The 21,042-nt window shown below is 70.2% G+C and carries 21 protein-coding genes; 14 read left to right on the top strand and 7 right to left on the bottom strand.

Features of this window, described 5'->3' with window-relative positions; genetic code table 11:
• Window positions 1-74: 74 nt before the first annotated feature.
• Window positions 75-620, top strand: a complete 546-nt coding sequence (locus ACFY0U_RS29360) for an NUDIX hydrolase (protein WP_384173930.1) — start codon at window positions 75-77, stop codon at window positions 618-620.
• A gap of 24 nt (window positions 621-644) precedes the next feature.
• Here the strand turns inward: ACFY0U_RS29360 and ACFY0U_RS29365 are convergent, their stop codons facing one another.
• Together ACFY0U_RS29365 and ACFY0U_RS29370 are read right to left on the bottom strand one after the other, a co-directional pair.
• Entirely contained in the window at window positions 645-902 is a 258-nt protein-coding gene (locus ACFY0U_RS29365; protein ID WP_388640920.1) for a hypothetical protein, read from the bottom strand.
• A gap of 223 nt (window positions 903-1,125) precedes the next feature.
• Window positions 1,126-1,986, bottom strand: coding sequence for a 3-hydroxybutyryl-CoA dehydrogenase (locus tag ACFY0U_RS29370; protein ID WP_388640922.1), 861 nt, complete (start codon window positions 1,984-1,986; stop codon window positions 1,126-1,128).
• 167 nt (window positions 1,987-2,153) lie between these two features.
• Here ACFY0U_RS29370 and ACFY0U_RS29375 point away from each other — a divergent pair, with 167 nt between their 5' ends.
• Window positions 2,154-3,383 carry a glycoside hydrolase family 10 protein gene (locus ACFY0U_RS29375; protein ID WP_388640923.1) on the top strand — a complete coding sequence of 410 codons (1,230 nt, stop codon included), beginning with the start codon at window positions 2,154-2,156 and terminating at the stop codon, window positions 3,381-3,383.
• A 1-nt stretch (window position 3,384) separates the two neighbouring features.
• Here ACFY0U_RS29375 and ACFY0U_RS29380 read toward each other — a convergent pair whose 3' ends face one another.
• The gene (locus ACFY0U_RS29380) at window positions 3,385-3,579 is read right to left on the bottom strand and encodes a DUF1918 domain-containing protein (RefSeq protein WP_388640924.1); all 195 of its coding nucleotides are present in this window, start codon (window positions 3,577-3,579) and stop codon (window positions 3,385-3,387) included.
• A gap of 92 nt (window positions 3,580-3,671) precedes the next feature.
• Window positions 3,672-4,586 carry a DMT family transporter gene (locus tag ACFY0U_RS29385; protein WP_388640925.1) on the bottom strand — a complete coding sequence of 305 codons (915 nt, stop codon included), beginning with the start codon at window positions 4,584-4,586 and terminating at the stop codon, window positions 3,672-3,674.
• On the opposite strand from ACFY0U_RS29385, the gene ACFY0U_RS29390 reads away from it, so the two are divergent.
• The 3 genes from ACFY0U_RS29390 (at window position 4,585) to ACFY0U_RS29400 (ending at window position 7,234) form a co-directional block, all read left to right on the top strand.
• Window positions 4,585-6,018: a PLP-dependent aminotransferase family protein gene (locus tag ACFY0U_RS29390; protein ID WP_388640926.1), complete on the top strand. Its 1,434-nt coding sequence runs from the start codon at window positions 4,585-4,587 to the stop codon at window positions 6,016-6,018. The genes ACFY0U_RS29385 and ACFY0U_RS29390 overlap by 2 nt on opposite strands.
• A 74-nt stretch (window positions 6,019-6,092) precedes the next feature.
• Window positions 6,093-6,518, top strand: coding sequence for a GNAT family N-acetyltransferase (locus ACFY0U_RS29395; protein WP_388640928.1), 426 nt, complete (start codon window positions 6,093-6,095; stop codon window positions 6,516-6,518).
• A gap of 122 nt (window positions 6,519-6,640) precedes the next feature.
• On the top strand, window positions 6,641-7,234 hold the full coding sequence (locus tag ACFY0U_RS29400; RefSeq protein WP_388640929.1) for a histidine phosphatase family protein: 594 nt from the start codon (window positions 6,641-6,643) through the stop codon (window positions 7,232-7,234).
• A gap of 3 nt (window positions 7,235-7,237) precedes the next feature.
• Here ACFY0U_RS29400 and ACFY0U_RS29405 read toward each other — a convergent pair whose 3' ends face one another.
• Window positions 7,238-7,681, bottom strand: a complete 444-nt coding sequence (locus tag ACFY0U_RS29405; protein WP_388640931.1) for a DUF6314 family protein — start codon at window positions 7,679-7,681, stop codon at window positions 7,238-7,240.
• A gap of 144 nt (window positions 7,682-7,825) precedes the next feature.
• Between ACFY0U_RS29405 and ACFY0U_RS29410 the strand changes: the two genes are divergently transcribed.
• From ACFY0U_RS29410 to ACFY0U_RS29450, 9 genes are all read left to right on the top strand, one after another.
• Window positions 7,826-10,300 carry an alpha-L-arabinofuranosidase C-terminal domain-containing protein gene (locus ACFY0U_RS29410; protein ID WP_388640933.1) on the top strand — a complete coding sequence of 825 codons (2,475 nt, stop codon included), beginning with the start codon at window positions 7,826-7,828 and terminating at the stop codon, window positions 10,298-10,300.
• A 223-nt stretch (window positions 10,301-10,523) separates the two neighbouring features.
• Window positions 10,524-13,148: a YfhO family protein gene (locus tag ACFY0U_RS29415; protein ID WP_388640935.1), complete on the top strand. Its 2,625-nt coding sequence runs from the start codon at window positions 10,524-10,526 to the stop codon at window positions 13,146-13,148.
• A 22-nt stretch (window positions 13,149-13,170) separates the two neighbouring features.
• A complete protein-coding gene (locus ACFY0U_RS29420) occupies window positions 13,171-14,121 on the top strand; it encodes a glycosyltransferase family 2 protein (protein ID WP_388640937.1) in 951 nt (316 codons plus the stop codon).
• Window positions 14,121-14,504, top strand: a complete 384-nt coding sequence (locus tag ACFY0U_RS29425; protein ID WP_388640939.1) for a GtrA family protein — start codon at window positions 14,121-14,123, stop codon at window positions 14,502-14,504. Before ACFY0U_RS29420 ends, ACFY0U_RS29425 begins: the two co-directional genes overlap by 1 nt.
• A gap of 45 nt (window positions 14,505-14,549) precedes the next feature.
• Window positions 14,550-15,578 (top strand): N-acetyl-gamma-glutamyl-phosphate reductase, encoded by a 1,029-nt coding sequence (gene argC, locus ACFY0U_RS29430; protein WP_388640940.1) that lies wholly within the window; start codon window positions 14,550-14,552, stop codon window positions 15,576-15,578.
• A complete protein-coding gene (gene argJ / locus ACFY0U_RS29435; protein WP_388640942.1) occupies window positions 15,575-16,726 on the top strand; it encodes a bifunctional glutamate N-acetyltransferase/amino-acid acetyltransferase ArgJ in 1,152 nt (383 codons plus the stop codon). The genes argC and argJ overlap by 4 nt, the downstream gene beginning before the upstream one ends.
• The gene (argB, locus tag ACFY0U_RS29440; RefSeq protein WP_388640943.1) at window positions 16,723-17,631 is read left to right on the top strand and encodes an acetylglutamate kinase; all 909 of its coding nucleotides are present in this window, start codon (window positions 16,723-16,725) and stop codon (window positions 17,629-17,631) included. The genes argJ and argB overlap by 4 nt, the downstream gene beginning before the upstream one ends.
• Complete coding sequence (locus ACFY0U_RS29445; RefSeq protein WP_388640945.1) at window positions 17,628-18,815, top strand: acetylornithine transaminase; 1,188 nt, start codon at window positions 17,628-17,630, stop codon at window positions 18,813-18,815. The genes argB and ACFY0U_RS29445 overlap by 4 nt, the downstream gene beginning before the upstream one ends.
• 20 nt (window positions 18,816-18,835) lie before the next feature.
• The gene (locus ACFY0U_RS29450) at window positions 18,836-19,375 is read left to right on the top strand and encodes an arginine repressor (protein WP_388640946.1); all 540 of its coding nucleotides are present in this window, start codon (window positions 18,836-18,838) and stop codon (window positions 19,373-19,375) included.
• 81 nt (window positions 19,376-19,456) lie between these two features.
• On the opposite strand, the gene ACFY0U_RS29455 is transcribed toward ACFY0U_RS29450, so the two are convergent.
• Together ACFY0U_RS29455 and ACFY0U_RS29460 are read right to left on the bottom strand one after the other, a co-directional pair.
• Window positions 19,457-20,257, bottom strand: a complete 801-nt coding sequence (locus ACFY0U_RS29455; protein WP_388640948.1) for an FAD:protein FMN transferase — start codon at window positions 20,255-20,257, stop codon at window positions 19,457-19,459.
• On the bottom strand, window positions 20,250-21,041 hold the full coding sequence (locus ACFY0U_RS29460) for an FMN-binding protein (RefSeq protein WP_388640950.1): 792 nt from the start codon (window positions 21,039-21,041) through the stop codon (window positions 20,250-20,252). The genes ACFY0U_RS29455 and ACFY0U_RS29460 overlap by 8 nt, the downstream gene beginning before the upstream one ends.
• Window position 21,042: the final 1 nt, after the last annotated feature.

Genomic DNA, 21,042 nt, shown 5'->3' on the forward strand with positions numbered 1-21,042 from the left:
AGGTCGTTCTGCGTCTGCTGCCGAACTGCTCCTGCTGCGATATTGCCACTTACTCGGCGGAAGGTGGCAGAACCGTGCAGTGGACGAAACAGAACGAACAAACTGTGTATGAAAACCGCTGGTTCAGCGTCAACCTCGCGGATGTCGAGCTGCCGGACGGTCGGCACCTCGATCACTTTTTGATACGGCTGCGGCCCGTCGCCGTGGCCACGGTGGTGAACGAGGCCAATGAGGTCCTCCTCCTGTGGCGCCACCGCTTCATCACCGACAGTTGGGGGTGGGAACTGGCCGCGGGCGTCGTCGAGGACGGCGAGGACATCGTGTGCGCGGCCGCCAGGGAACTCGAGGAAGAGACCGGCTGGCGACCGGGACCTCTGCACCACCTCATGAGCGTGGAACCGTCCAACGGACTCACCGACGCCCGGCACCACATCTACTGGGCCGAGGAAGGCGAGTACGTCGGACACCCGGTCGACGACTTCGAGTCGGACCGCCGGGAATGGGTCCCCCTCAAGCTCGTCCCCGACATGGTCGCCCGGGGCGAGGTCCCGGCCGCCAACATGGCGGCCGCGCTGCTCCTGTTGCACCATCTCAGGCTCGGACAGGACGCCTTGCCCTGACTTCCCCCCACCGCGTCCCACGCCCTAGTGCCCGATGGCCTGCCAGACCGTCGCGATCAGCGCGCCTATGGCCGTGATGGCCGCGACGGCGGGCAGCGGCCAACGGGCGTGCTCCAGTACGACGATGCGTGCGCTGAGGTCGTCCAGTTCCTTGTCCGTCTCCTCCGTGCGATGGCTGAGCAGAGCGAGCCCTCCCTCGACGCGCGCGTACGCGACATCGAGCCGGCGGCGTAACTCTGCGAGTTCTCCATGGACCACGGGATGCTCCGGGTCGGCGGTCACTGGTCCGCTCCTTTCCGTAGTCGTCACATCCCTTGCATGCGCATGAAGAGTCAACTCGCCTGGTGGACGCGTGGGGAGCGTGTGCGACAGGCATATGCGGGCCCGGCGCGCACACGGTGTGTGAATACGGCGGGCCCGGCGCTCCGAAGAGTGCCGAGCCCGTGTTCGTCGCACTGTGTCATCAGCACCCTGTAACGGGCACTGTGCAAGACGCCGAGAGGTGTCAGCCGTAGGTGTAGAAGCCGGAGCCGGTCTTGCGGCCCAGACGGCCCGCGTCGACCATGCGCTGGAGCAGCGGGGGAGCGGCGTACAGCGGCTCCTTGTACTCCTCGTACATCGAATTCGCGATGGAGACGATCGTGTCCAGACCGATCAGGTCGGACAGCTTCAGCGGGCCCATCGGGTGGGCGCAGCCCATCTCCATGCCGTTGTCGATGTCCTCGCGGCCGGCGATGCCCGACTCGAACATCCGGATGGCGGAGAGCAGATACGGCACCAGCAGCGCGTTGACCACGAAGCCCGAGCGGTCCTGGGCGCGGATCGCGTGCTTGCCGAGCAGCTTCTCGGCGAAGGTCTGGGCGCGGCTGATCGTGCCCTCGGAGGTGGTGAGCGCCGGGATCAGCTCGACGAGCTTCTGCACCGGGGCCGGGTTGAAGAAGTGGATGCCGATGACATGGTCGGGGCGCGAGGTCGCGACCGCCAGCTTCACCAGGGGGATGGAGGAGGTGTTGGAGGCGAGGATCGCGTCCGGCCGGGTCATGACCTGGTCGAGCACCTGGAAGATCTCCATCTTCACCTGCTCGTTCTCGACGACGGCCTCGATCACCAGATCGCGGTCGGAGAACTCGCCGAGGTCGGTGGTGAACGACAGCCGCGCCAGGGTCGCGTCGCGCTCCTCCTCGCTGATCTTGCCGCGTTCGGCGGCCTTCGTCAGTGAGTTGAGCAACCGGGTCCGGCCGATCTCCAGGGCTTCACCGGTGGTCTCGGCGACCTTCACGTCCAGTCCGGAACGGGCGCAGACCTCGGCGATGCCGGCCCCCATCTGGCCGCAGCCCACTACTCCGACGCGCTCGATGTCGCTCACATCGTCCCTTTCGCTGGTCTACGGACTGTGCAGGGGCTCTTTGTGGAGATGCCCTGCTCCGTTCGTGCACGTTACTGGAAAGTATCGATGATCGATCGACGGGGTCGGGCATCCTGGGCGCGAACGGTCCGCGGACGGGCGGATCCGCAGTGTTTCGGGGTGTACGGATGGGGCGTTTGTCACGTCGGGCGTTCGGGCTGGCCTTGCTTTCCACGGTCACGACCGCGTCGGGCACCGCGCAGGCCGCACCGGCCCGCCGGTCGCGCGAGGTCCGTGAGATGCGGGGCGTCTGGATCGCCAGTGTGGCCAACCGCGACTGGCCCTCCAGCACCGGGCTGACCGCCGCCCAGCAGCGCGCCGAGCTGATCGCGCACCTCGACAAGGCGGTGGCGGACCGGCTCAACACGGTGATCCTCCAGGTACGGCCCACCGCGGACGCGCTCTGGCCCTCGCCGTACGAGCCCTGGTCGCAGTACCTCACCGGCACCCAGGGCGAGGCCCCCGGCTGGGATCCGCTCGGCACGGCCGTGCGGGAGGCGCACGACCGGGGCCTGGAACTGCACGCCTGGTTCAACCCCTACCGCATCTCCCTCCAGGCGGACCCGACGAAACTGGTCGCCTCGCACCCGGCCCGGCAGCATCCGGAATGGGTGGTGACGTACGGCGGGAAGCTCTACTACAACCCCGGGCTGCCCGAGGTCCGCGCCTTCGTGCAGGACGCCATCCTGGACGCGGTGGAGAAGTATCCGGTGGACGCGGTCCACTTCGACGACTACTTCTACCCGTACCCGGTGGCGGGCCAGACCTTCGACGACGACGCGGCCTACGACGAGTACGGCGGCGGCTTCGCCACCCGGGCCGACTGGCGGCGGGACAACATCGACCGGCTCGTGCTGGAGACCGCGGCCCGCATCCGGCAGACCCGGCCCACCACCCGGTTCGGCATCAGCCCCTTCGGGGTGTGGCGCAACGTCGCCACCGATCCACTCGGCTCCAGCACACGGGCGGGCGTCCAGTCGTACGACGACAACTACGCGGACACCCGCAAGTGGGTCCGCGAGGGCTGGATCGACTACCTCGTGCCGCAGCTCTACTGGAACATCGGCTTCGCCGCCGCCGACTACGCGGAACTGGCGCGCTGGTGGGCCGATGTGGCGCGGGGGAGCAGGACGAAGCTGTACCTGGGCGAGGCCCTGTACAAGGCGGGGGACCCGGCTCAGCCCGCCGCCTGGCAGGACCCCGCCGAGCTGTCCCGGCACCTCACCCTGGCCAAGGACCACCCGGAGCTGTGCGGGCATGTCTTCTTCGCGGCCAAGGAGGTGTCGGCGGATCCCATCGGTGCGATGGCACGCGTGGTCGCCGACCACTATCAGCAGCCGGCGAGGTCGTCACGCTGAACTAGTTCGCGGTGTCCTTGTGGCGGATCTCGGTGTCGGGGCCGGGCGAGCACACGCCCACGTGCCCGTCCTCGAAGCGGACGCGGTAAGGGGGGTTGCCCCCCTGTCCCATCACTTCGACGATCTCGCCGATCTTGTCGTGCTGTCCGACCACCCTGCCGTGCTGGACAAGCTGGTCGCCCACGGTTGCACGCATCTGTCGGTCCTCCTCACGAGGTGCGGGAGCAGCGGTCCCTGGCCTTGAGTTTACGGCGCGGGGGCCCGGTTGGACCGGCCCGTGCGCGCCGCTCAGCCCCGCGCCCGCTGGGTGACGGCGATGCAGACGAGCACCGCCGCGGCCGTCAGCGGGGCGGCCGGCGTCAGGTGCTCGCCCAGCAGCAGCACCGACCACACCAGTGTGAGCAGGGGCTGGGCCAACTGCAACTGGCTGGCCTTGGGGATGCCGATCATGGCCATGCCCCGGTACCAGACGACCAGACCGAGGAACTGCGAGCCCGCCGCGACCCACAGCAGTCCGGTCACGCTGTGCGCGGTGAGGTGCACGGGTTCGTACGACAGGGCCACCGCGGCGGCGGGCACGGTGAGCGGCAGGCACAGCACCAGCGCCCAGCCGATGACCTGCCAGCCCGGTATGACCTTGGCCAGCCGGCCGCCCTCGGTGTAGCCGGCCGCGCACACCAGCAGGGCGCCGAAGAGATACAGGTCGGCGGAGGTGAGGGTGCCGCCGCTCTGCTGCACGGTGAAGGCGAGCACCGCGGCGGCGCCCGCGAGAGCGGCCGTCCAGAAGGTGCGGGACGGGCGGGTGCCCATGCGCAGGGCGGAGAACAGCGCGGTGGTGAGGGGGAGGAGACCGACCACCACGGCGGCGTGGGAGGTGGTCGAGGTCTGGAGCGCGAGCGTGGTGAGCAACGGGAAGCCGACGACGACACCGCCGGCCACCACCGCGAGCCCCGCCCAGTGCCGCCGGGCGGGAACGGGAACGCGCAGCGCCAGCAGACAGGACCCGGCGATCAGCGCGGCGAGGACGCTGCGCACCCCGACCAGCGACCAGGGCCCGAAGCCCTCCAGACCCCATGCCGTCGCCGGGAAGGTGAGGGAGAAGGCGACCACACCGAGGGCTGCCACCAGGGTGCCGGCAGCGGTGTTCGGCTTGGCGTCGACCGCTATCGTGATCGGGTCAGTAGCGCTACTCTGTACTCTCATGCAAGAGCGTAGCAGCGTCAATGAGCTGGCGGAACGGCTAAGAAGTGAACTGAACCGCTACTCTATCGGTGGAAAGCTCCCGTCCAGCCGAGCTCTGGTCGACCAGTACCGGGTGAGCCCGGTGACCGTCTCCCGCGCGCTGGCGCAGCTGGCCGCCGAGGGGCTCGTCGTCACCCGGCCCGGCGCCGGGGTGTTCCGGGCGGCGCCGCGGACGGCGGTCGCGCCGGTCGGGGACACCTCCTGGCAGGAGGTGGCGCTGAGCGCGGACGCCGCCACCGACCTCGTGCCGCGCTCGGTGGACGCGAGCGGCGTCCTGGTCTCGCTGGCCGAGCCGCCGCCCGGGGTGATCGAGTTCACCGGCGGCTATCTGCACCCCTCGCTCCAGCCCGAGCAGGCGCTCGCCGCCGCGCTCTCCCGTGCCGCACGCCGTCCCGGTGCCTGGGGCCGGCCGCCCATGGAGGGGCTGACGGAGCTGCGCTCGTGGTTCGCGCGGAGCATCGGCGGCTCGGTCACGGCGGCGGAGGTGCTGATCGCCGCCGGCGGGCAGTCGGCGCTGACCATCGCGCTGCGTGCGCTGGCCTCTCCCGGGGCGCCGGTGCTCGTGGAGTCGCCCACCTATCCCGGCATGCTGGCGATCGCCCGGGCGGCGGGGCTGCGGCCCGTGCCGGTCCCGGTCGACCCGGACGGGGTCAGGCCGCAGCTGCTGGCCGACGCCTTCCGGGCCACCGGCGCCCGGGTGTTCGTCTGCCAGCCGCTGTTCCAGAACCCGACCGGCGCGGTGCTCGCCCCCGAACGCCGGGGCGAGGTGCTGCGCATCGCGCGTGAGGCCGGCGCGTTCGTCGTCGAGGACGACTTCGTACGACGGCTCGTGCACGCGGACGCGGGCGAACTGCCGCGTCCGCTGGCCGCCGAGGACGCCGACGGGGTCGTCGTCCATGTGTGCTCGCTGACCAAGGCGACCTCGCCCAGCTTCCGGGTGTGCGCGCTGGCCGCGCGCGGCCCGGTGCTGGAACGGCTCCGAGCCATCCAGGTCGTCGACACCTTCTTCGTGCCCCGTCCCTTGCAGGAGGCGGCGCTGGAACTCGTGGGCTCGGCCGCCTGGCCGCGCCATCTGCGGGCGATCTCCGCGGACTTGAAGACGCGCCGGGACGCCATGACCACGGCGCTCGGCCTGCACCTGCCCGAACTGGCCCTCCCGCACGTCCCGTCGGGCGGCTACCACCTCTGGCTGCGTCTTCCGGACGGGGTGAGCGAGAGCGCGCTCACGGCGGCCGCCCTGCGCGCGGGGGTGGCGATCACGCCGGGGCGCCCGTACTTCAGCGCGGAACCGCCCGCGGGGCATGTGCGGTTGAGCTTCGCGGCCGTGGCGGGGGTCGGGGAGATCGCGGAGGGGGTACGGCGCCTGCGGGCGGCCTGCGACGAGGTGCTCTAGCGGCGGCCCCGGCACCGACAACGCCCCCGGGAAACCGTTCGCCCCCCGGCTTGCGGGACTGCGAGGATCCCGGCATGACCGACCTCGCCGCTGGCTACGAGATCTCCACCGACCCCGGCCGTATCGACGCCGCCCGCGTCCATCACTGGCTCTCCACCGACGCCTACTGGGCGATCGGCCGCCCCAGGGAGAAGCAGGACCGGGCGATCGAGGGATCGCTCAACTTCGGCGTCTATGAGACGGCTTCGGGGGAGCAGGTGGCGTATGCCCGGATCATCACCGACCGGGTCACGTTCGCGTGGCTGTGCGATGTGTACGTCGATCCGTCCGTGCGGGGCAAGGGGATCGGGACCGCGCTCGTCGAGGCCGTACGCGAGGAACTGCGGCCTCACGGGCTGCGCCGCATCCTGCTCGCCACGCATGACGCGCACGGGGTGTACGAGAAGGCCGGCTTCGCGCCGCTCGCGAACCCGGACCAGTGGATGGCGCACCTCTACTAAGGCCCCTCGTTTCGGGTGAGTTGTCTGGCAGGTCCTGACCTTGCAGTAAGGTTTTGCCAACCCTGCGTAACTCCCGGGTAACACCTCTTGACCTGCGCACTTTCTCCACTCACCATCGCCGCATGTCACTTCGGGTCACATTCGTCGCAGCCGCCCGCAGCTCCCCGCTGCTCGCGGAGCGCTTCGAGGACGACCGGCCGCTCGACCAGGCCGGCTGGGACGAGGTGCAGCGCGCCGCGGGGGAGTTGCTGCCGCTGGCCGCGGCAGAGCTGCGCTACTGCTCACCGACTCCACGCAGCCGCGCGACCGGGGACGCCCTCGGCTACGCCCCGCTCGTGCAACTCGCCCTGCGGGACTGCGACATGGGCCGCTGGCGCGGACTGACCCTGGGCGAGGCGATGGCGCGCGAACCGGCATTGGTGGACGCCTGGCTCGCCGACCCGCGCGGCACCCCGCACGGCGGTGAGTCGCTGCTGGCCTTCATCGGCCGGGTCGGCGGCTGGCTCGACACCCGACCCGTGGGCGACGGCGGCCGTATCGTCGCCGTCGCCGAGCCCTCGGTGGTCCGCGCCGCGCTGGTGTACGCCCTGAAGGCGCCGCCGTCGACGTACTGGAACATCGACGTCCGCCCCCTGTCGACCACCACCGTCACCGGTCACGCGGGGCGCTGGAACCTGCGCTTCGACGGGGCCCGGGCTCAGGTTCCGCACCTGTAGCGGTCAGGTCTCGCGCGTGTACTCGGTCGTGAGGACGAGGTCCTTGGCGGGGCCGCCCACCCGCCACACCGTCCGCCAGTGGTGCTCGTCGAGGACGGTGAACTCGCCGCGGTAGAGGTCCGCCGCGCAGGGGTGGTCGGCGATGTGGTGGCCGGAGGTCAGGTCCAGGTCGTGGAAGAGGCGGCCGTCGGCGAAGCGCACGTCGGCCTCTCCCGCCGAAGTCCCGGGCAGGAAGCGCAGGGTGCGCTCGGCGGGGCGGGAGACGCCCTGCCAGGTGAACGTGCCGGATTCCTGGTGCAACAGCCCTTCGCCGTCCCAGGGGCCGAAAACCGTCGTGCCCGTGAAGTGCCCGGCCTCCCCGCTCGCCAGGTCTCGCACGGAACGTTCGGCCCGCCAGCTCCCGGCCAGATAGGTCAGTACCTCCGGCACTGGCCAGAATCCGCCCATCCGCTCTCCCTTCCGACACTTTCGGTACCGCGCGACCCGTTGACGCTCGCGAATCCCCCTCCCTATCTTGCCGTTCGAAGTCCTGATCAGTGTCTGGTATTTCGAACAGTCGCATAGCTCCCCCGATCGAGCCGCGGAGTATCCATGTCACGCACCCGCTGGAGATTCGGCCTCGCCGCCACCGCGTTCCTGGTGGCGGCCGGTCTCGTTCCGGCCCCGGCCCATGCCGAGGACGCCACCGACTACGCCATCACCGTCGACCCCGCCGCCAAGGGCGCGAAGATCGACGACACGATGTACGGCGTCTTCTTCGAGGACATCAACCGGGCCGCCGACGGAGGCCTGTACGCCGAACTCGTCCAGAACCGGTCCTTCGAGTACTCCACCGACGACAACCGCTCGTACACCCCCCTCACCTCCTGGACCGTCGACGGCACCGGACAGGTCGTGAACGACGACGGCCGGCTCAACGCGCGCAACCGCAACTACCTCTCCCTTGGCGCCGGTTCGAGCGTAACCAACGCCGGATACAACACCGGTGTCCATGTCGAGGAGGGCAAGAAGTACGACTTCTCCGTGTGGGCCCGCGCCGAGAACGGCACGACCCTCACGGTCTCGCTCCAGGACGCCGACGGCGGCCTCGCCACCGCCCGGCAGGTCGCCGCGAGGGGCGGCTGGGCCAAGTACAGGGCGACCTTCACCGCCACCCGCACCAGCAGCGACGGCCGGCTGACCGTGGCCTCCACGGCCGCGGCCGCCCTCGACATGGTCTCCCTCTTCCCGCGCGACACCTACAAGCACCAGCCCAACGGCCTGCGCAAGGACCTCGCCGAGAAGGTCGCCGCCCTGAAGCCGGGCTTCCTGCGCTTCCCCGGCGGCTGCCTGGTGAACACCGGCTCCATGGAGGACTACAGCGAGGCCTCCGGTTATGAGCGCAAGCGGTCCTACCAGTGGAAGGACACCATCGGCCCGGTCGAGGAGCGCGCCACCAATTCCAACTTTTGGGGCTACAACCAGAGTTACGGCCTCGGCTACTACGAGTACTTCCGCTTCGCCGAGGACATCGGCGCCATGCCGCTGCCCGTCGTCCCCGCCCTGGTGACCGGCTGCGGCCAGAACAGGGCCACCGACGACGACGCCCTGCTCAAGCGGCACATCCAGGACACCCTCGACCTCATCGAGTTCGCCAACGGCCCCGTCACCTCGACCTGGGGCAAGAAGCGTGCCCAGATGGGCCACCCAAGGCCCTTCCACCTCACGACGCTCGGGGTCGGCAACGAGGAGAACCTGCCCGTCGAGTTCATGGCCCGGTTCAAGCAGTTCCGCGCGGCCATCGAGGCGAAGTACCCGGACATCACCGTGGTCTCCAACTCCGGCCCCGATGACGCCGGTCAGACCTTCGACACGGCCTGGCAGCTCAACCGCCAGGAGAACGTCGACATGGTCGACGAGCACTACTACAACAGCACGCAGTGGTTCCTCCAGAACAACGACCGCTACGACTCCTACGACCGCAACGGCCCGAAGGTCTTCCTCGGCGAATACGCCTCCTGGGGCAACGCCTTCAAGAACGGCCTCGCCGAAGCCGCCTTCATGACCGGTCTGGAACGCAACGCGGACGTCGTCAAACTCGCCTCCTACGCCCCGCTGTTCGCCAACGAGGACTACGTCCAGTGGAGTCCGGACATGGTGTGGTTCAACAACCACGCCTCTTGGAACTCCGCCAACTACGAGGTCCAGAAGCTGTTCATGACCAACGTGGGCGACCGCGTGGTGCCCTCCACCGCGACCGGGACACCGTCACTGACGGGCCCCATCACGGGTGCGGTCGGCCTGTCGACCTGGGCGACGACAGCGGCGTACGACGATGTGCGGGTCACGGACGCGGACGGCAACCCCCTGCTGACCGACGACTTCTCCGGTGACGCCTCGAAGTGGACCCACACCGGCGGCGGCAGCTGGAGCGTCCAGGACGGCCAGTACGTGCAGACCGACGTGGCCGCCGAGAACACCATGGTCTCGGCCGGCGACACCGAGTGGCACGACTACGACCTGCATGTGAAGGCCACCAAGAAGTCCGGCAAGGAGGGCTTCCTCGTCGCCTTCGGCGTCAAGGACACCGGCAACTACTACTGGTGGAACCTCGGCGGCTGGAACAACACCCAGTCCGCCGTCGAGCAGGCCGTGGATGGCGGCAAGTCGACGCTGATCTCCAAGGCCGGATCCGTCGAGACGGGCCGCGCCTACGACATCGACGTCAAGGTGCGGGGCCGCCAGGTCACGCTCTACCTCGACGGCCAGGAGTGGGGCAGCTTCACCGACGACAAGCCGGCCGAGCCGTTCCGGCAGGTCGTCACCAAGGACAAGAAGACCGGTGACCTGATCGTCAAGGTCGTCAACGCCCAGGCGGCGGCCGCCCGCACGGCGATCGACCTGGGCGGCGCCAAGGTGGCGTCCAAGGCCCGGGTGACCACGCTGACCGCCGACCCGAACGCGGTGAACTCGGAGACCGAGACACCGGTCGCCCCCGTGAAATCCACCTTCGACGGGGTCGCCGCCGAGTTCACGTACACCTTCCCGGCGAACTCCATCACCTTCCTGAGGATCAAGCAGAGGTAGGAGCGCCCTCTTTCAGCCGTGGGCTGCCGTCCTCGACGGCGGCAGCCCACGGCAGTTCACCGTCGTATGACACCTGGTAAATCATCCGTTTCCCAGGCGTTCACCAATTCCTTCCGTACTGCCTCACCTGTATTCGGAATTCACCGCATCCATTTTTGTGGACGGCACAACCAACCGGAAACTCGGGCCGTCTAAGTCGGCGAATCCACAGGAACTCGCGGCGATGTCCGGACAGGAATACGGTGTGAAACGGATAACCTCTCCGGCACGGCCGAGGCAGGCCGCGGCGCTGCTCGCGGCCGTCATCACCGTCACCGCTTTCTGCGCCGCCGACGCCCTCGCCCACAGCTACCCCTTCGGCCCCCGCACCCGGAGCGTCAACGACCTGGGCAACCAGTACGTGCCGTTCCACGCACACCTGTGGGACCTGCTGCACGGCAGGGCCGACGGCGGTCTCCTCGTCAACTGGCGGTCCGGATACGGCGCGAGCTTCCTGCCCGACCTCGGCACCTACGTCAGCAGCCCGTTCGCCCTGCTCGTCGCCGTGTTTCCACGCGACGAGATCGACCTCGCGGTGTATGTGATCACCGTGCTGAAGACGGCGTCCGCGGGCGCCGCCATGGCCTTCCTGCTGCTCGCCCTGCGCCCGGGCCGCTGGTGGGCGGCGGGACTGGTGGGCGCCTCCTACGCGCTGTGCGGCTGGAGCGTGGCGGTCGCCTCGTACAACCCGATGTGGCTCGACGGCCTCGTCGCCCTGCCGCTGCTGTGCCTGGTCGGCGAGTGGACGCTCCAAAAGCGCCGCCCGCTCCTCGGCACGCTGATCGTGGCCCTCGCCTGGATCGCCAACTTCTACACCGCGTACATGGCCACCCTCGGCGCCGGACTGGTGCTGCTGCTCCGGCTGTGGCTGTCCGACCTCACGGTCCGCAGACGGCTCGTGGCGGCGGGCCGCGCCGTCGCCACCGTCGCCCTCGGCGTGGGCCTGGCCGCACCGCTGGTGGCCGTCGTGTACTTCGGCACCGAGCACGCCTACCCCGGCCGGGTCGTGGACTTCGCGCCCGTACCGACGCAGGACCTGCTCGCCCGGCTGCTGCCGACGACGTACACCTTCGGCAGCCCCGCCCTGTACGTGGGGACCGCCGCGCTGCTGCTCGCCCTGGCGCTGCCCTTCCACCGGGCGGTGCCCCGGCGGGTGCGCGCCGGGTGGACACTGCTGGCCGTCCTCGTGCCCCTCTCGCTCCAGTGGGGCCCGACCCATCTGCTCTGGCACGCCTTCGCCACCCCGCAGGGCAGCCCGTACCGCCAGACCTTCGTCCTGTGCGCGCTGCTGGTGATCGCCGCCTGGCACGCGCTCTCGTACGGCCCGCCCGACCCGCGCGCTCTGGGCGCGGCGGGCGGTCTGCTCGCCCTGATCGCCGTCGCCGCAGGCCGCAGCCCCATCGCGCAGCACACCGTCACCTGGGCGGTGCTGCTCCTCGCCGTCGTGGGCGCGCTGGGCGGACTCGCCCTGCTGTGCCGCGCCGACGGCGGACACCGCACGGTGATCGCCGGGCTGGCCCTGGCGCTGCTGTTCGGCGGACAGTTCGGCGAGGCGGTGGCCACCTCCGCCGAAGCGACCCGGCTGCGCTACGGGCACCTGGACGACTACGCGCCCTGGGGAGCCCGGCAGCAGCGGCAGGCGGAGGCGATCGCACAGGCCGACGGCTGGCCCCGGTACCGCACCGACCCCGGCCGGGACCAGACGGTCTCCAACGACCCGCTCCTGGTGGGCGGCCAGGGCGCCCAGTACTACAGCAGCCTCACCTCGGACGTCCTCAGCCGCACCCTCACCGCCCTCGGTGGCGGCTGGACCTCACGGGGCCGCAGCCTGCAGAGCCTCGACAACGCCGTCACCGACGTCGTCTTCTCGGTCGGCGCCCGCGTGCACTCCCCGCCCGACCCGCACCAGAACTGGTTCCCGCAGAACGGCGAGCGGCTCACCGTCACCCGGCAGGACGTGCCGCCGCTGGTGACGGTACGGCCCTCCGACGCGTCCCGCGCCGCCTTCGGCCCCTCGCCCTACCGCAACCAGGAACTGCTGCTCGGCACCCGCGTCTACACGGTCCCCCGTATCACCGTCCGCACGGGCACCGGCAAGCCCCCGAGCCGCGGCGCCACCGGCCTCCTCGTCGGCGCCCCCGCTCCCGGAAGCGAGCGGAAGCCGACGATCACGACCCAGTGCCCGGCCGGCGACGAGGTCTATCTGTGGGCGCCGCACTTCAACGGCGCCGCGCGGCTGGACGACGGTCCGACCGGACGGTTCCGGTCGGACGGCGACGGCAAGAAGATCGCCGCCATGCAGCGCCTGGGAGCGGTCCCATCCTCCGGGCGGCTGACGATCGAGCTGGCGCCCGACCGGGCCGGCCGCATCCCCGAGGGCGCCGTCGGCTGCCTGGACACCGACCGGCTGCACACCGCCGCCGAGCGCCTCAGGGCCACCGGCGCCACCCGGGTGAGCGTCTCCGGCGCCACACTGCGGGCCGAACTCCCCGCGGGCAGCAAGGGAATCGCCGTCGTGGCGGCTCCCCGCATCGCGGGCTGGCGCTGTGCCACGGGCGACGCCACCGCCGTACCGGCACAGGCGTACCACGGCCTGATCGCCGTACCGCTGGACGCCTCCTCGACCACTCTGACCTGCACGTTCCATCCGCCCGGGCTGCGCCTTGGCGTCGCCGTGGGGGGCGTGTCGCTGCTGACCCTGCTCGTGCTCGGCGCCGCCACCGCACTCCGCCGTCGGCGGCTCGCGTGGCCACCGGCGTCCCAGTCCATCACCGCACGACCACGCGAGCGCGTGACCGACGCTCGCTGACCGCGTACCAGGGGGAAGAACCATGCTCATATCGATCGTCGCACCCTGTTACAACGAGGAAGACGTCCTCGAACGCTTCCACGAAGAGGTGCAGAAGGTGGCGGAGGAACTGCTGCCGCTCGGCCATGACGTCGAGTTCGTGTACGTCGACGACGGCAGCCGCGACCGCACGCTCGCCGTGCTGGAGCGGCTGGCCGGACAGGACCCGCGCGTGCGGTACGTCTCCTTCAGCCGCAACTTCGGCAAGGAGGCGGCGCTGCTCGCCGGACTGCGGCACGCCTCGGGGGACTCCGTCGTCGTCATGGACGCGGACCTCCAGCACCCGCCGGAGCTGATCAAACGGATGGTGGAGCTGCGTGCCCAGGGCTACGACCAGGTGATCGCCCGGCGCACCAGGACCGGCGACCGGATGACCCGCACCCTCACCGCCCGGCTCTACTACCGGCTCGTGAACCGTCTCGTGGACGTGGAACTCGTGGACGGCGTCGGCGACTTCCGGCTGCTGTCGCGGCGGGTGGTGGACGCGGTGCTGGACCTGACCGAGTCCAACCGCTTCTCCAAGGGCCTGTTCGCCTGGGTGGGCTTCCCCGGCACCACGTTCGAGTACACCAACGCCGTACGCGCCCACGGCCGCAGTTCCTGGAGCATGCGGGGCCTGCTCAACTACGGGCTCGACGGGCTGCTCTCCTTCAACAACCGCCCGCTGCGCGCCGCCCTCTACCTCGGCATGGGGCTGCTGACCGTCGCCGGGCTGTACACCGCCTGGATCGTGGGGGCCGCGCTCATCCACGGAGTGCAGACACCCGGCTATGTCACCATCATCACCGCCGTCACCGGGGTTGCCGGAGTGCAGATGATCATGCTCGGGGTGATCGGTGAGTACACCGGGCGGATCTACTACGAGGTCAAGGGGCGCCCGCATTTCCTGGTGAAGGCGACCAATACGGAGCCGGCGAAGGACCTCGTTCCGTGATGTCGCGGCAGATTCTCACATTCGCGGTCATCGGGGTCGTGAACACAGGCACCTACTACGGTCCGTACCTCGTGCTCCTGACCCGCTTCCCCTATCTCGTCGCACATGTTCTCGCGACCCTGCTCAGTATGACCGGATCCTTTTTCCTCAATGCCCGGTTCACCTATCGCACCCGTCCGACCCTGCGGAAATTCCTGTTGTTCCCCCTCACCAACGCCGCGAATTTCCTGGTCACCACGGCAGGTGTCTACGTGCTCGTCGATCTCCTCCACCTCGACAGCCGGTACGCCCCCCTGCTCGCCTCCCTGGCGGCGATCCCGGTGACCTTCGTCGTCTCCCGGCGGATCATGGTGCCCAAGGCGGAGACTGCCGAGATTGCATAAACGTGCATCGAAACGTATAGTCATGCCATCCAAGAGGAGGATTCCATGGCGGTACGTGCGGCAGTGGCCGGAGCGAGCGGATACGCGGGCGGCGAAGTCCTGCGGCTGCTCCTGGCGCACCCCGAGGTCGAGATCGGCGCCCTGACCGGCAACTCCAACGCCGGGCAGAAGCTGGGCGCGCTCCAGCCGCACCTGCTCCCGCTCGCCGACCGCGTGCTCCAGGAGACCACGGCCGACGTCCTCGCCGGCCATGACGTCGTCTTCCTCGCCCTGCCCCACGGACAGTCCGCCGCCGTCGCCGAGCAGCTCGGCCCGGACGTCCTCGTCGTCGACATGGGCGCCGACTTCCGGCTCAAGGAAGCCGCCGACTGGGAGAAGTTCTACGGCTCCCCGCACGCCGGCACCTGGCCGTACGGGCTCCCCGAACTTCCGGGCGCCCGCGCCGCGCTGGAGGGGTCCAAGCGCATCGCGGTGCCCGGTTGCTACCCCACCGCCGTGTCGCTGGCGCTCTTCCCGGCCTACGCCGCCGGAATCGCCGAGAACGAGGCCGTGATCGTCGCCGCCTCCGGGACCTCCGGCGCCGGCAAGGCGCCCAAGGCCAATCTGCTGGGCAGCGAGGTCATGGGCTCCATGTCGCCGTACGGCGTCGGCGGCGGCCACCGGCACACGCCCGAGATGATCCAGAACCTGAGCGCGGCGGCCGGTTTTGCGGTGAGCGTCTCCTTCACGCCCACCCTCGCGCCGATGTCCCGCGGCATCCTCGCCACATGCAGCGCCAAGGCGAAGCCCGGCGTCACCGCCGAGTCCGTCCGCGCCGCCTACGAGAAGGCACTCGCCGACGAGCCCTTCGTCCACCTCCTCCCCGAGGGGCAGTGGCCTGCCACGGCGTCCGTCTACGGTTCCAACGCCGTTCAGATCCAGGTCGCGTACGACGAGGCCGCCGGCCGCATCATCGCCATCAGCGCCATCGACAACCTGACCAAGGGCACCGCGGGCGGTGCCGTACAGAGCATGAACATCGCCCTCGGACTCGACGAGTCCACCGGGCTTTCCACGATCGGAGTCGCACCGTGAGCGTCACGGCAGCCAGGGGATTCACGGCGGCGGGCATCGCCGCCGGGATCAAGGAGAACGGCAACCCGGACCTGGCCCTCGTGGTCAACACCGGGCCGCGCCGCGCCGCCGCGGGCGTCTTCACCTCCAACCGTGTGAAGGCCGCTCCGGTCCTGTGGTCCGAGCAGGTGCTGAAGAGCGGCCAGTTGACGGCCGTCGTCCTCAACTCCGGCGGCGCCAACGCCTGTACGGGTCCCAAGGGCTTCCAGGACACCCACGCCACCGCGGAGAAGGTCGCCGACGTGCTGGGCATCGGTGCCGGAGAGGTGGCGGTCGCGTCCACCGGGCTCATCGGTGTGCTGCTTCCGATGGACAAGCTGCTCCCCGGAGTCGAGACGGTCGCCGCCCAGCTCTCCGAGCACGGTGGCGAGAAGGCCGCCATCGCCATCAAGACCACCGACACCGTCCACAAGACCTCCGTCGTCACCAAGGACGGCTGGACCGTGGGCGGCATGGCCAAGGGCGCGGGCATGCTCGCCCCCGGCCTCGCCACGATGCTCGTCGTCCTCACCACCGACGCCGACGTCGAGAGCGACGTCCTGGACAAGGCGCTGCGCGCCGCCACGCACACGACCTTCGACCGGGTCGACTCCGACGGCTGCATGTCCACCAACGACACCGTGCTGCTGCTCGCCTCCGGTGCCGCCGAGGTCACCCCGGGGTACGAGGAGTTCGCCGAGGCCGTACGGGCCGTCTGCGACGACCTCGGTCAGCAGCTCATCCGGGACGCCGAGGGCGCCAGCAAGGACATCAAGGTCGAGGTGGTCAACGCCGCGACCGAGGCCGACGCCGTCGAGGTGGGCCGCTCCATCGCCCGCAACAACCTCCTCAAGTGCGCGATCCACGGCGAGGACCCCAACTGGGGCCGCGTGCTCTCCGCGATCGGCACCACCAAGGCCGCCTTCGAGCCGGACCAGCTCAACGTCGCCATCAACGGCGTCTGGGTCTGCAAGAACGGCGGGGTCGGCGAGGACCGCGACAAGGTCGACATGCGCTACCGCGAGGTGCACATCGTCGCCGACCTGGCCGCGGGCGCCGAGACCGCCACCATCTGGACCAACGACCTCACCGCCGACTACGTCCACGAGAACAGCGCGTACTCCTCATGAGCGAGACCAGGAAGCACAAGGCACTGCCGAAGGCCCAGATCCTCATCGAGGCGCTGCCCTGGCTGACCCGCCACAACGGCAAGACGGTCGTCATCAAGTTCGGTGGCAACGCCATGATCGACGAGGACCTCAAGGCCGCCTTCGCCCAGGACGTCGTCTTCCTGCACCACGCCGGCCTCAAGCCGGTCGTCGTGCACGGCGGCGGCCCGCAGATCAGCGCCGCCCTCGACCAGGCCGGCATCGTCAGCGAGTTCAAGGCCGGCCTGCGCGTCACCACCGAGGACGCCATGGACGTCGTACGGATGGTGCTCGCCGGGCAGGTGCAGCGGGAGCTCGTCGGGCTCCTCAACCAGCACGGACCTCTCGCCGTGGGACTCACCGGCGAGGACGCGCACACCATCACCGCCACCAAGCACCAGCCTGAGATCGACGGCGAGTTGGTCGACATCGGGCGGGTGGGCGAGATCACCGCGATCGACACGGGCGCGATCGAGGCACTCCTCGCCGACGGCCGGATCCCGGTCGTCTCGTCGATCGCCCGTAGCCAGGACGACGGACATGTCTACAACGTCAATGCTGATACGGCGGCTGCGGCACTCGCGGCTGCTCTGGGAGCGGAAACTCTCATGGTCCTCACGGACGTCGAGGGTCTCTATGAGGACTGGCCGAACAGCGACGAGGTGATCAGCCGCCTCACGGCTTCCCAACTGGAGAAGCTGCTGCCGGAGTTGAGCTCCGGCATGGTCCCGAAGATGGAGGGCTGTCTGCACGCCGTGCGCAACGGCGTCACCACGGCTCGGGTCATCGACGGGCGGGTCCAGCACTCGATCCTGCTGGAGATCTTCACCGATGAAGGCATCGGCACGATGGTCGTGCCGGACGCGGCAGAGGGGGATGGGGAATGACCGGGAACCAGGAGCTCACCCAGCGGTGGCAGGGCTCGCTCATGAACAACTACGGCACCCCCCGGCTGCCCCTCGTCCGCGGTGAGGGCCTCAAGGTCTGGGACACCGAGGGCAAGCAGTACTACGACTTCGTCGGCGGCATCGCCACCAACGCGCTCGGCCACGCCCACCCGGCGATCGTCGAGGCCGTCAGCACGCAGATCGCCTCGATCGGCCACATCTCCAACTTCTTCATGGCCGAGCCCACCATCGCCCTCGCCGAACGGCTCCTCCAGCACTTCGGGCGGGACGGCAAGGTCTTCTTCTGCAACTCCGGCGCCGAGGCCAACGAGGCCGCCTTCAAGATCGGCCGGCTGACCGGGCGGACCCACATGGTCGCCACCAGCGGCGGCTTCCACGGCCGGACCATGGGCGCCCTCGCCCTCACCGGCCAGCCCGCCAAGCAGGAGCCGTTCCTGCCGCTGCCGGGTGACGTCACGCACGTGCCCTACGGCGACGCGCAGGCGCTGGCCGCCGCGGTCACCGAGGACACCGCCCTCGTCGTCATCGAGCCGATCCAGGGCGAGAACGGCGTGATCATGCCGCCCGCCGGCTACCTCAAGGCGGCCCGGGCGATCACGGCGGCCAAGGGCGCGCTGCTGGTGCTGGACGAGGTGCAGACCGGGATCGGCCGGACAGGGCACTGGTTCGAGTACCAGGCCCACGAAGGCGTCCTGCCGGACATCGTCACCCTCGCCAAGCAGCTCGGCGGCGGCCTGCCGCTCGGCGCGACCGTCGCCTTCGGGCGGGCCGCCGAGCTGTTCCAGCCCGGCCACCACGGCACGACGTTCGGCGGCAACCCGGTCGCCTGCGCCGCCGGACTCGCCGTGCTGGACACCATCGCGAACGAGGGGCTGCTCGACAACGTCAAGCGGCAGAGCGGTGCGCTGCGCGACGGAATCGAGGCACTGGGGCACCCGCTCGTCTCCCACGTCCGGGGCTCCGGCCTCCTCCTGGGTATCGTGCTCACCGAGCCGCTCGCGCCCCAGGCGCAGCAGGCGGCTCAGGACGCCGGTTTCCTGGTGAACGCGCCCGCCCCCGATGTCGTACGACTGATGCCACCGCTGAACCTCGGCGACGACGACGTGGCGGCGCTGCTCCAGGCGCTGCCGGGCGTTCTGGACGTGGCCAACGGGGATGGATGAGCCGGAGAGATGAGACGTCGATGAGCCAGGCGCAGGATCACGAGCAGGCCCACGGGCCCGCCGTACCGCAGACCCGCACCGCACGGCACCGCCGGATCGTGGACATCCTCAACCGGCAACCGGTGCGTTCGCAGAGCCAGTTGGCGAAGCTGCTGTCCGACGACGGGCTGAGCGTCACCCAGGCGACGCTCTCCCGGGACCTGGACGAGCTGAACGCGGTGAAGATCCGCAACACCGACGGTGACCTGATCTACGCGGTGCCGAGCGAGGGCGGTTTCCGTACTCCTCGGGCGCCGCTGGGGGAGTCCGCCAAGGAGGAGCGGATGCGGCGGCTCTCCCAGGAGCTGCTGATCTCCGCGGAGGCGTCCGCGAACCTGGTCGTGCTGCGGACGCCGCCCGGTGCTGCGCAGTTTCTGGCGTCGGCGATCGATCAGGCCGAGCTGCATGACATTCTCGGGACGATCGCGGGGGACGACACGTTGATGTTGATCAGCCGGGATCCCATGGGCGGGCAGGCGTTGGCCGAGCATCTCCTGCGATTGGCACAGAACGGCCACTGAGTGGGGTGGTGACGAAAGGGGCCGGGTGCGGGTCGTCTGTGGCTGGTCGCGCAGTTCCCCGCGCCCCTGAGGTCGATCCACTCAGCCCAGTCTTGAAGCCAAGCCCCCGGTGCACCTGACCTCGTCGCCCGCTGTGATCAGCAGTGCCTCCACGTCCGGCAGCGACTCCAGCCAGCGCAGGCCCTCCCGCGACCCCATCGCGAACGCCGCTGTCGCCCAGCAGTCCGCCCACGTCACGCTCGGGGCCACCACCGTCACCGCGACCAGGTCCGTGACCGCCGAGCGGCCCGTGCGGGGGTCGACGATGTGGGCGCCGCGCTCGGCCGTACCGGATGTCGCCACGGCCAGTTCGGTCGTGCCCGCCGCCGAGACCACCGCCGCCAGGCCCCCCGGCCGCAGCGGATCGGCCACTCCCACCCGCCACGGGCGCGCCGGCCCCGGCGTCCCCAGCAGCTGTACGTCGCCGCCGCCGTTGAGGCTCACCCCGGTCGCGCCGGCCTCGGAGAGGGTGCGTGCCGCGCGTTCCACGGCCCAGCCCTTGACGATGCCCGTCGGGTCCAGCCGGCCCTCGTAGCGCAGGCTGAACCAGCCGTCGCTCGCTTCCTCGGCCTTGGCGCCCAGGGCCAGGACCTCGGCGACCTCGGGGTCGCAGTCGTCGACCGTCAGTTCACCGCGGACCAGCCGGGAGATCTGGCTGTCGTCGCGGTACGTGCTGAAGACGGCGTCGGCGCGGTGCAGACCCGCGACCGCCTTCGCCAGGGCCGCCTCGACGGCGGCCGGTTCCCCGCCGCGGACGTCGAAGGAGAAGACGGTCCCCATGACCTCCTCCGTGTGACGCACCGCGGCGGGAGCTTCTGCCGGTTCGGCCACCGTGTCAGCCACCGGCCTGGTCCAGCGCCGACTGCAGGGACTGCTTGTAGCCGGCGCTCGTGTAGGTCGCGCCCGACACCGCGTCGATGTCGGCGTTGCCCGCCGCCACCGCCGCCTGGTTGAGCTTCGGGATGGCGTTGCCGTTGACCTGGTCGCTCTGGCCGCCCTTGGGCTGCTGGACCGCCTCGGCCTTGGTGATCTTGCCGTTGGCGACGGTGACACGGACCTGGACGGGCCCGTACTGGGTCTGCGAGACGGCGCCGGTGACGGTCTTGGGGGCCGCGGCCTGGGCGTTGCCCGGGCTCTTCGAGGGGGCCGGCGAGGACGCTCCCGACGCGGCCGCCGCGTTGCCCTTGTCGATGGCGGACTGGAGCGACTTCTTGTAGCCCTCGCTGGTGTAGGTCGCCCCGGAGACCGTGTCGATCTGCGCGCTCTGCTTGGCGAGCGTGGCCGCGTTGAGCTTCGGCACCGCGTTGCCGGTGATCTGGTCGCTCTGGCCGCCCTTGGGCTGCTGGACCGTCTCGGCCTTGGTGATCTTGTTGTTGACGAAGGTGATACGGACCTGGATGGCCCCGTACTGGGTGTCCACGGCGTCCCCGGTGGCCGTGCCGGTGGCCGCCTGGGCGCCGCCCTGCGCGGACTCCTGGGCCGCCGCGGACTGCTGCGGGGCCGCGCCGCCGGCCGCGGACGCGTCGGTCGCGGCGGTCCCCGGCTTCAGGGACAGCAGCACCACGATCCCGGAGACCGTGGCGACGCCGGCCAGGACGACACGCCGAAGGGGGTGACTCTTCCTCATC

The organism is Streptomyces sp. NPDC001536, assembly GCF_042894505.1.
Lineage (GTDB): Bacteria > Actinomycetota > Actinomycetes > Streptomycetales > Streptomycetaceae > Streptomyces.

What these genes read in the sequence shown, in the direction of transcription:
- ACFY0U_RS29375 (WP_388640923.1), top strand. Translation starts at nt 2,154, where the DNA reads ATGGGGCGTTTGTCACGTCGGGCGTTCGGGCTGGCCTTGCTTTCCACG.
- ACFY0U_RS29380 (WP_388640924.1), bottom strand. Translation starts at nt 3,579, where the DNA reads ATGCGTGCAACCGTGGGCGACCAGCTTGTCCAGCACGGCAGGGTGGTC.
- ACFY0U_RS29390 (WP_388640926.1), top strand. Translation starts at nt 4,585, where the DNA reads ATGCAAGAGCGTAGCAGCGTCAATGAGCTGGCGGAACGGCTAAGAAGT.
- ACFY0U_RS29385 (WP_388640925.1), bottom strand. Translation starts at nt 4,586, where the DNA reads ATGAGAGTACAGAGTAGCGCTACTGACCCGATCACGATAGCGGTCGAC.
- ACFY0U_RS29395 (WP_388640928.1), top strand. Translation starts at nt 6,093, where the DNA reads ATGACCGACCTCGCCGCTGGCTACGAGATCTCCACCGACCCCGGCCGT.
- ACFY0U_RS29400 (WP_388640929.1), top strand. Translation starts at nt 6,641, where the DNA reads ATGTCACTTCGGGTCACATTCGTCGCAGCCGCCCGCAGCTCCCCGCTG.
- ACFY0U_RS29405 (WP_388640931.1), bottom strand. Translation starts at nt 7,681, where the DNA reads ATGGGCGGATTCTGGCCAGTGCCGGAGGTACTGACCTATCTGGCCGGG.
- ACFY0U_RS29410 (WP_388640933.1), top strand. Translation starts at nt 7,826, where the DNA reads ATGTCACGCACCCGCTGGAGATTCGGCCTCGCCGCCACCGCGTTCCTG.
- ACFY0U_RS29415 (WP_388640935.1), top strand. Translation starts at nt 10,524, where the DNA reads ATGTCCGGACAGGAATACGGTGTGAAACGGATAACCTCTCCGGCACGG.
- ACFY0U_RS29420 (WP_388640937.1), top strand. Translation starts at nt 13,171, where the DNA reads ATGCTCATATCGATCGTCGCACCCTGTTACAACGAGGAAGACGTCCTC.
- ACFY0U_RS29425 (WP_388640939.1), top strand. Translation starts at nt 14,121, where the DNA reads ATGTCGCGGCAGATTCTCACATTCGCGGTCATCGGGGTCGTGAACACA.
- argC (WP_388640940.1), top strand. Translation starts at nt 14,550, where the DNA reads ATGGCGGTACGTGCGGCAGTGGCCGGAGCGAGCGGATACGCGGGCGGC.
- argB (WP_388640943.1), top strand. Translation starts at nt 16,723, where the DNA reads ATGAGCGAGACCAGGAAGCACAAGGCACTGCCGAAGGCCCAGATCCTC.
- ACFY0U_RS29445 (WP_388640945.1), top strand. Translation starts at nt 17,628, where the DNA reads ATGACCGGGAACCAGGAGCTCACCCAGCGGTGGCAGGGCTCGCTCATG.
- ACFY0U_RS29450 (WP_388640946.1), top strand. Translation starts at nt 18,836, where the DNA reads ATGAGCCAGGCGCAGGATCACGAGCAGGCCCACGGGCCCGCCGTACCG.
- ACFY0U_RS29460 (WP_388640950.1), bottom strand. Translation starts at nt 21,041, where the DNA reads ATGAGGAAGAGTCACCCCCTTCGGCGTGTCGTCCTGGCCGGCGTCGCC.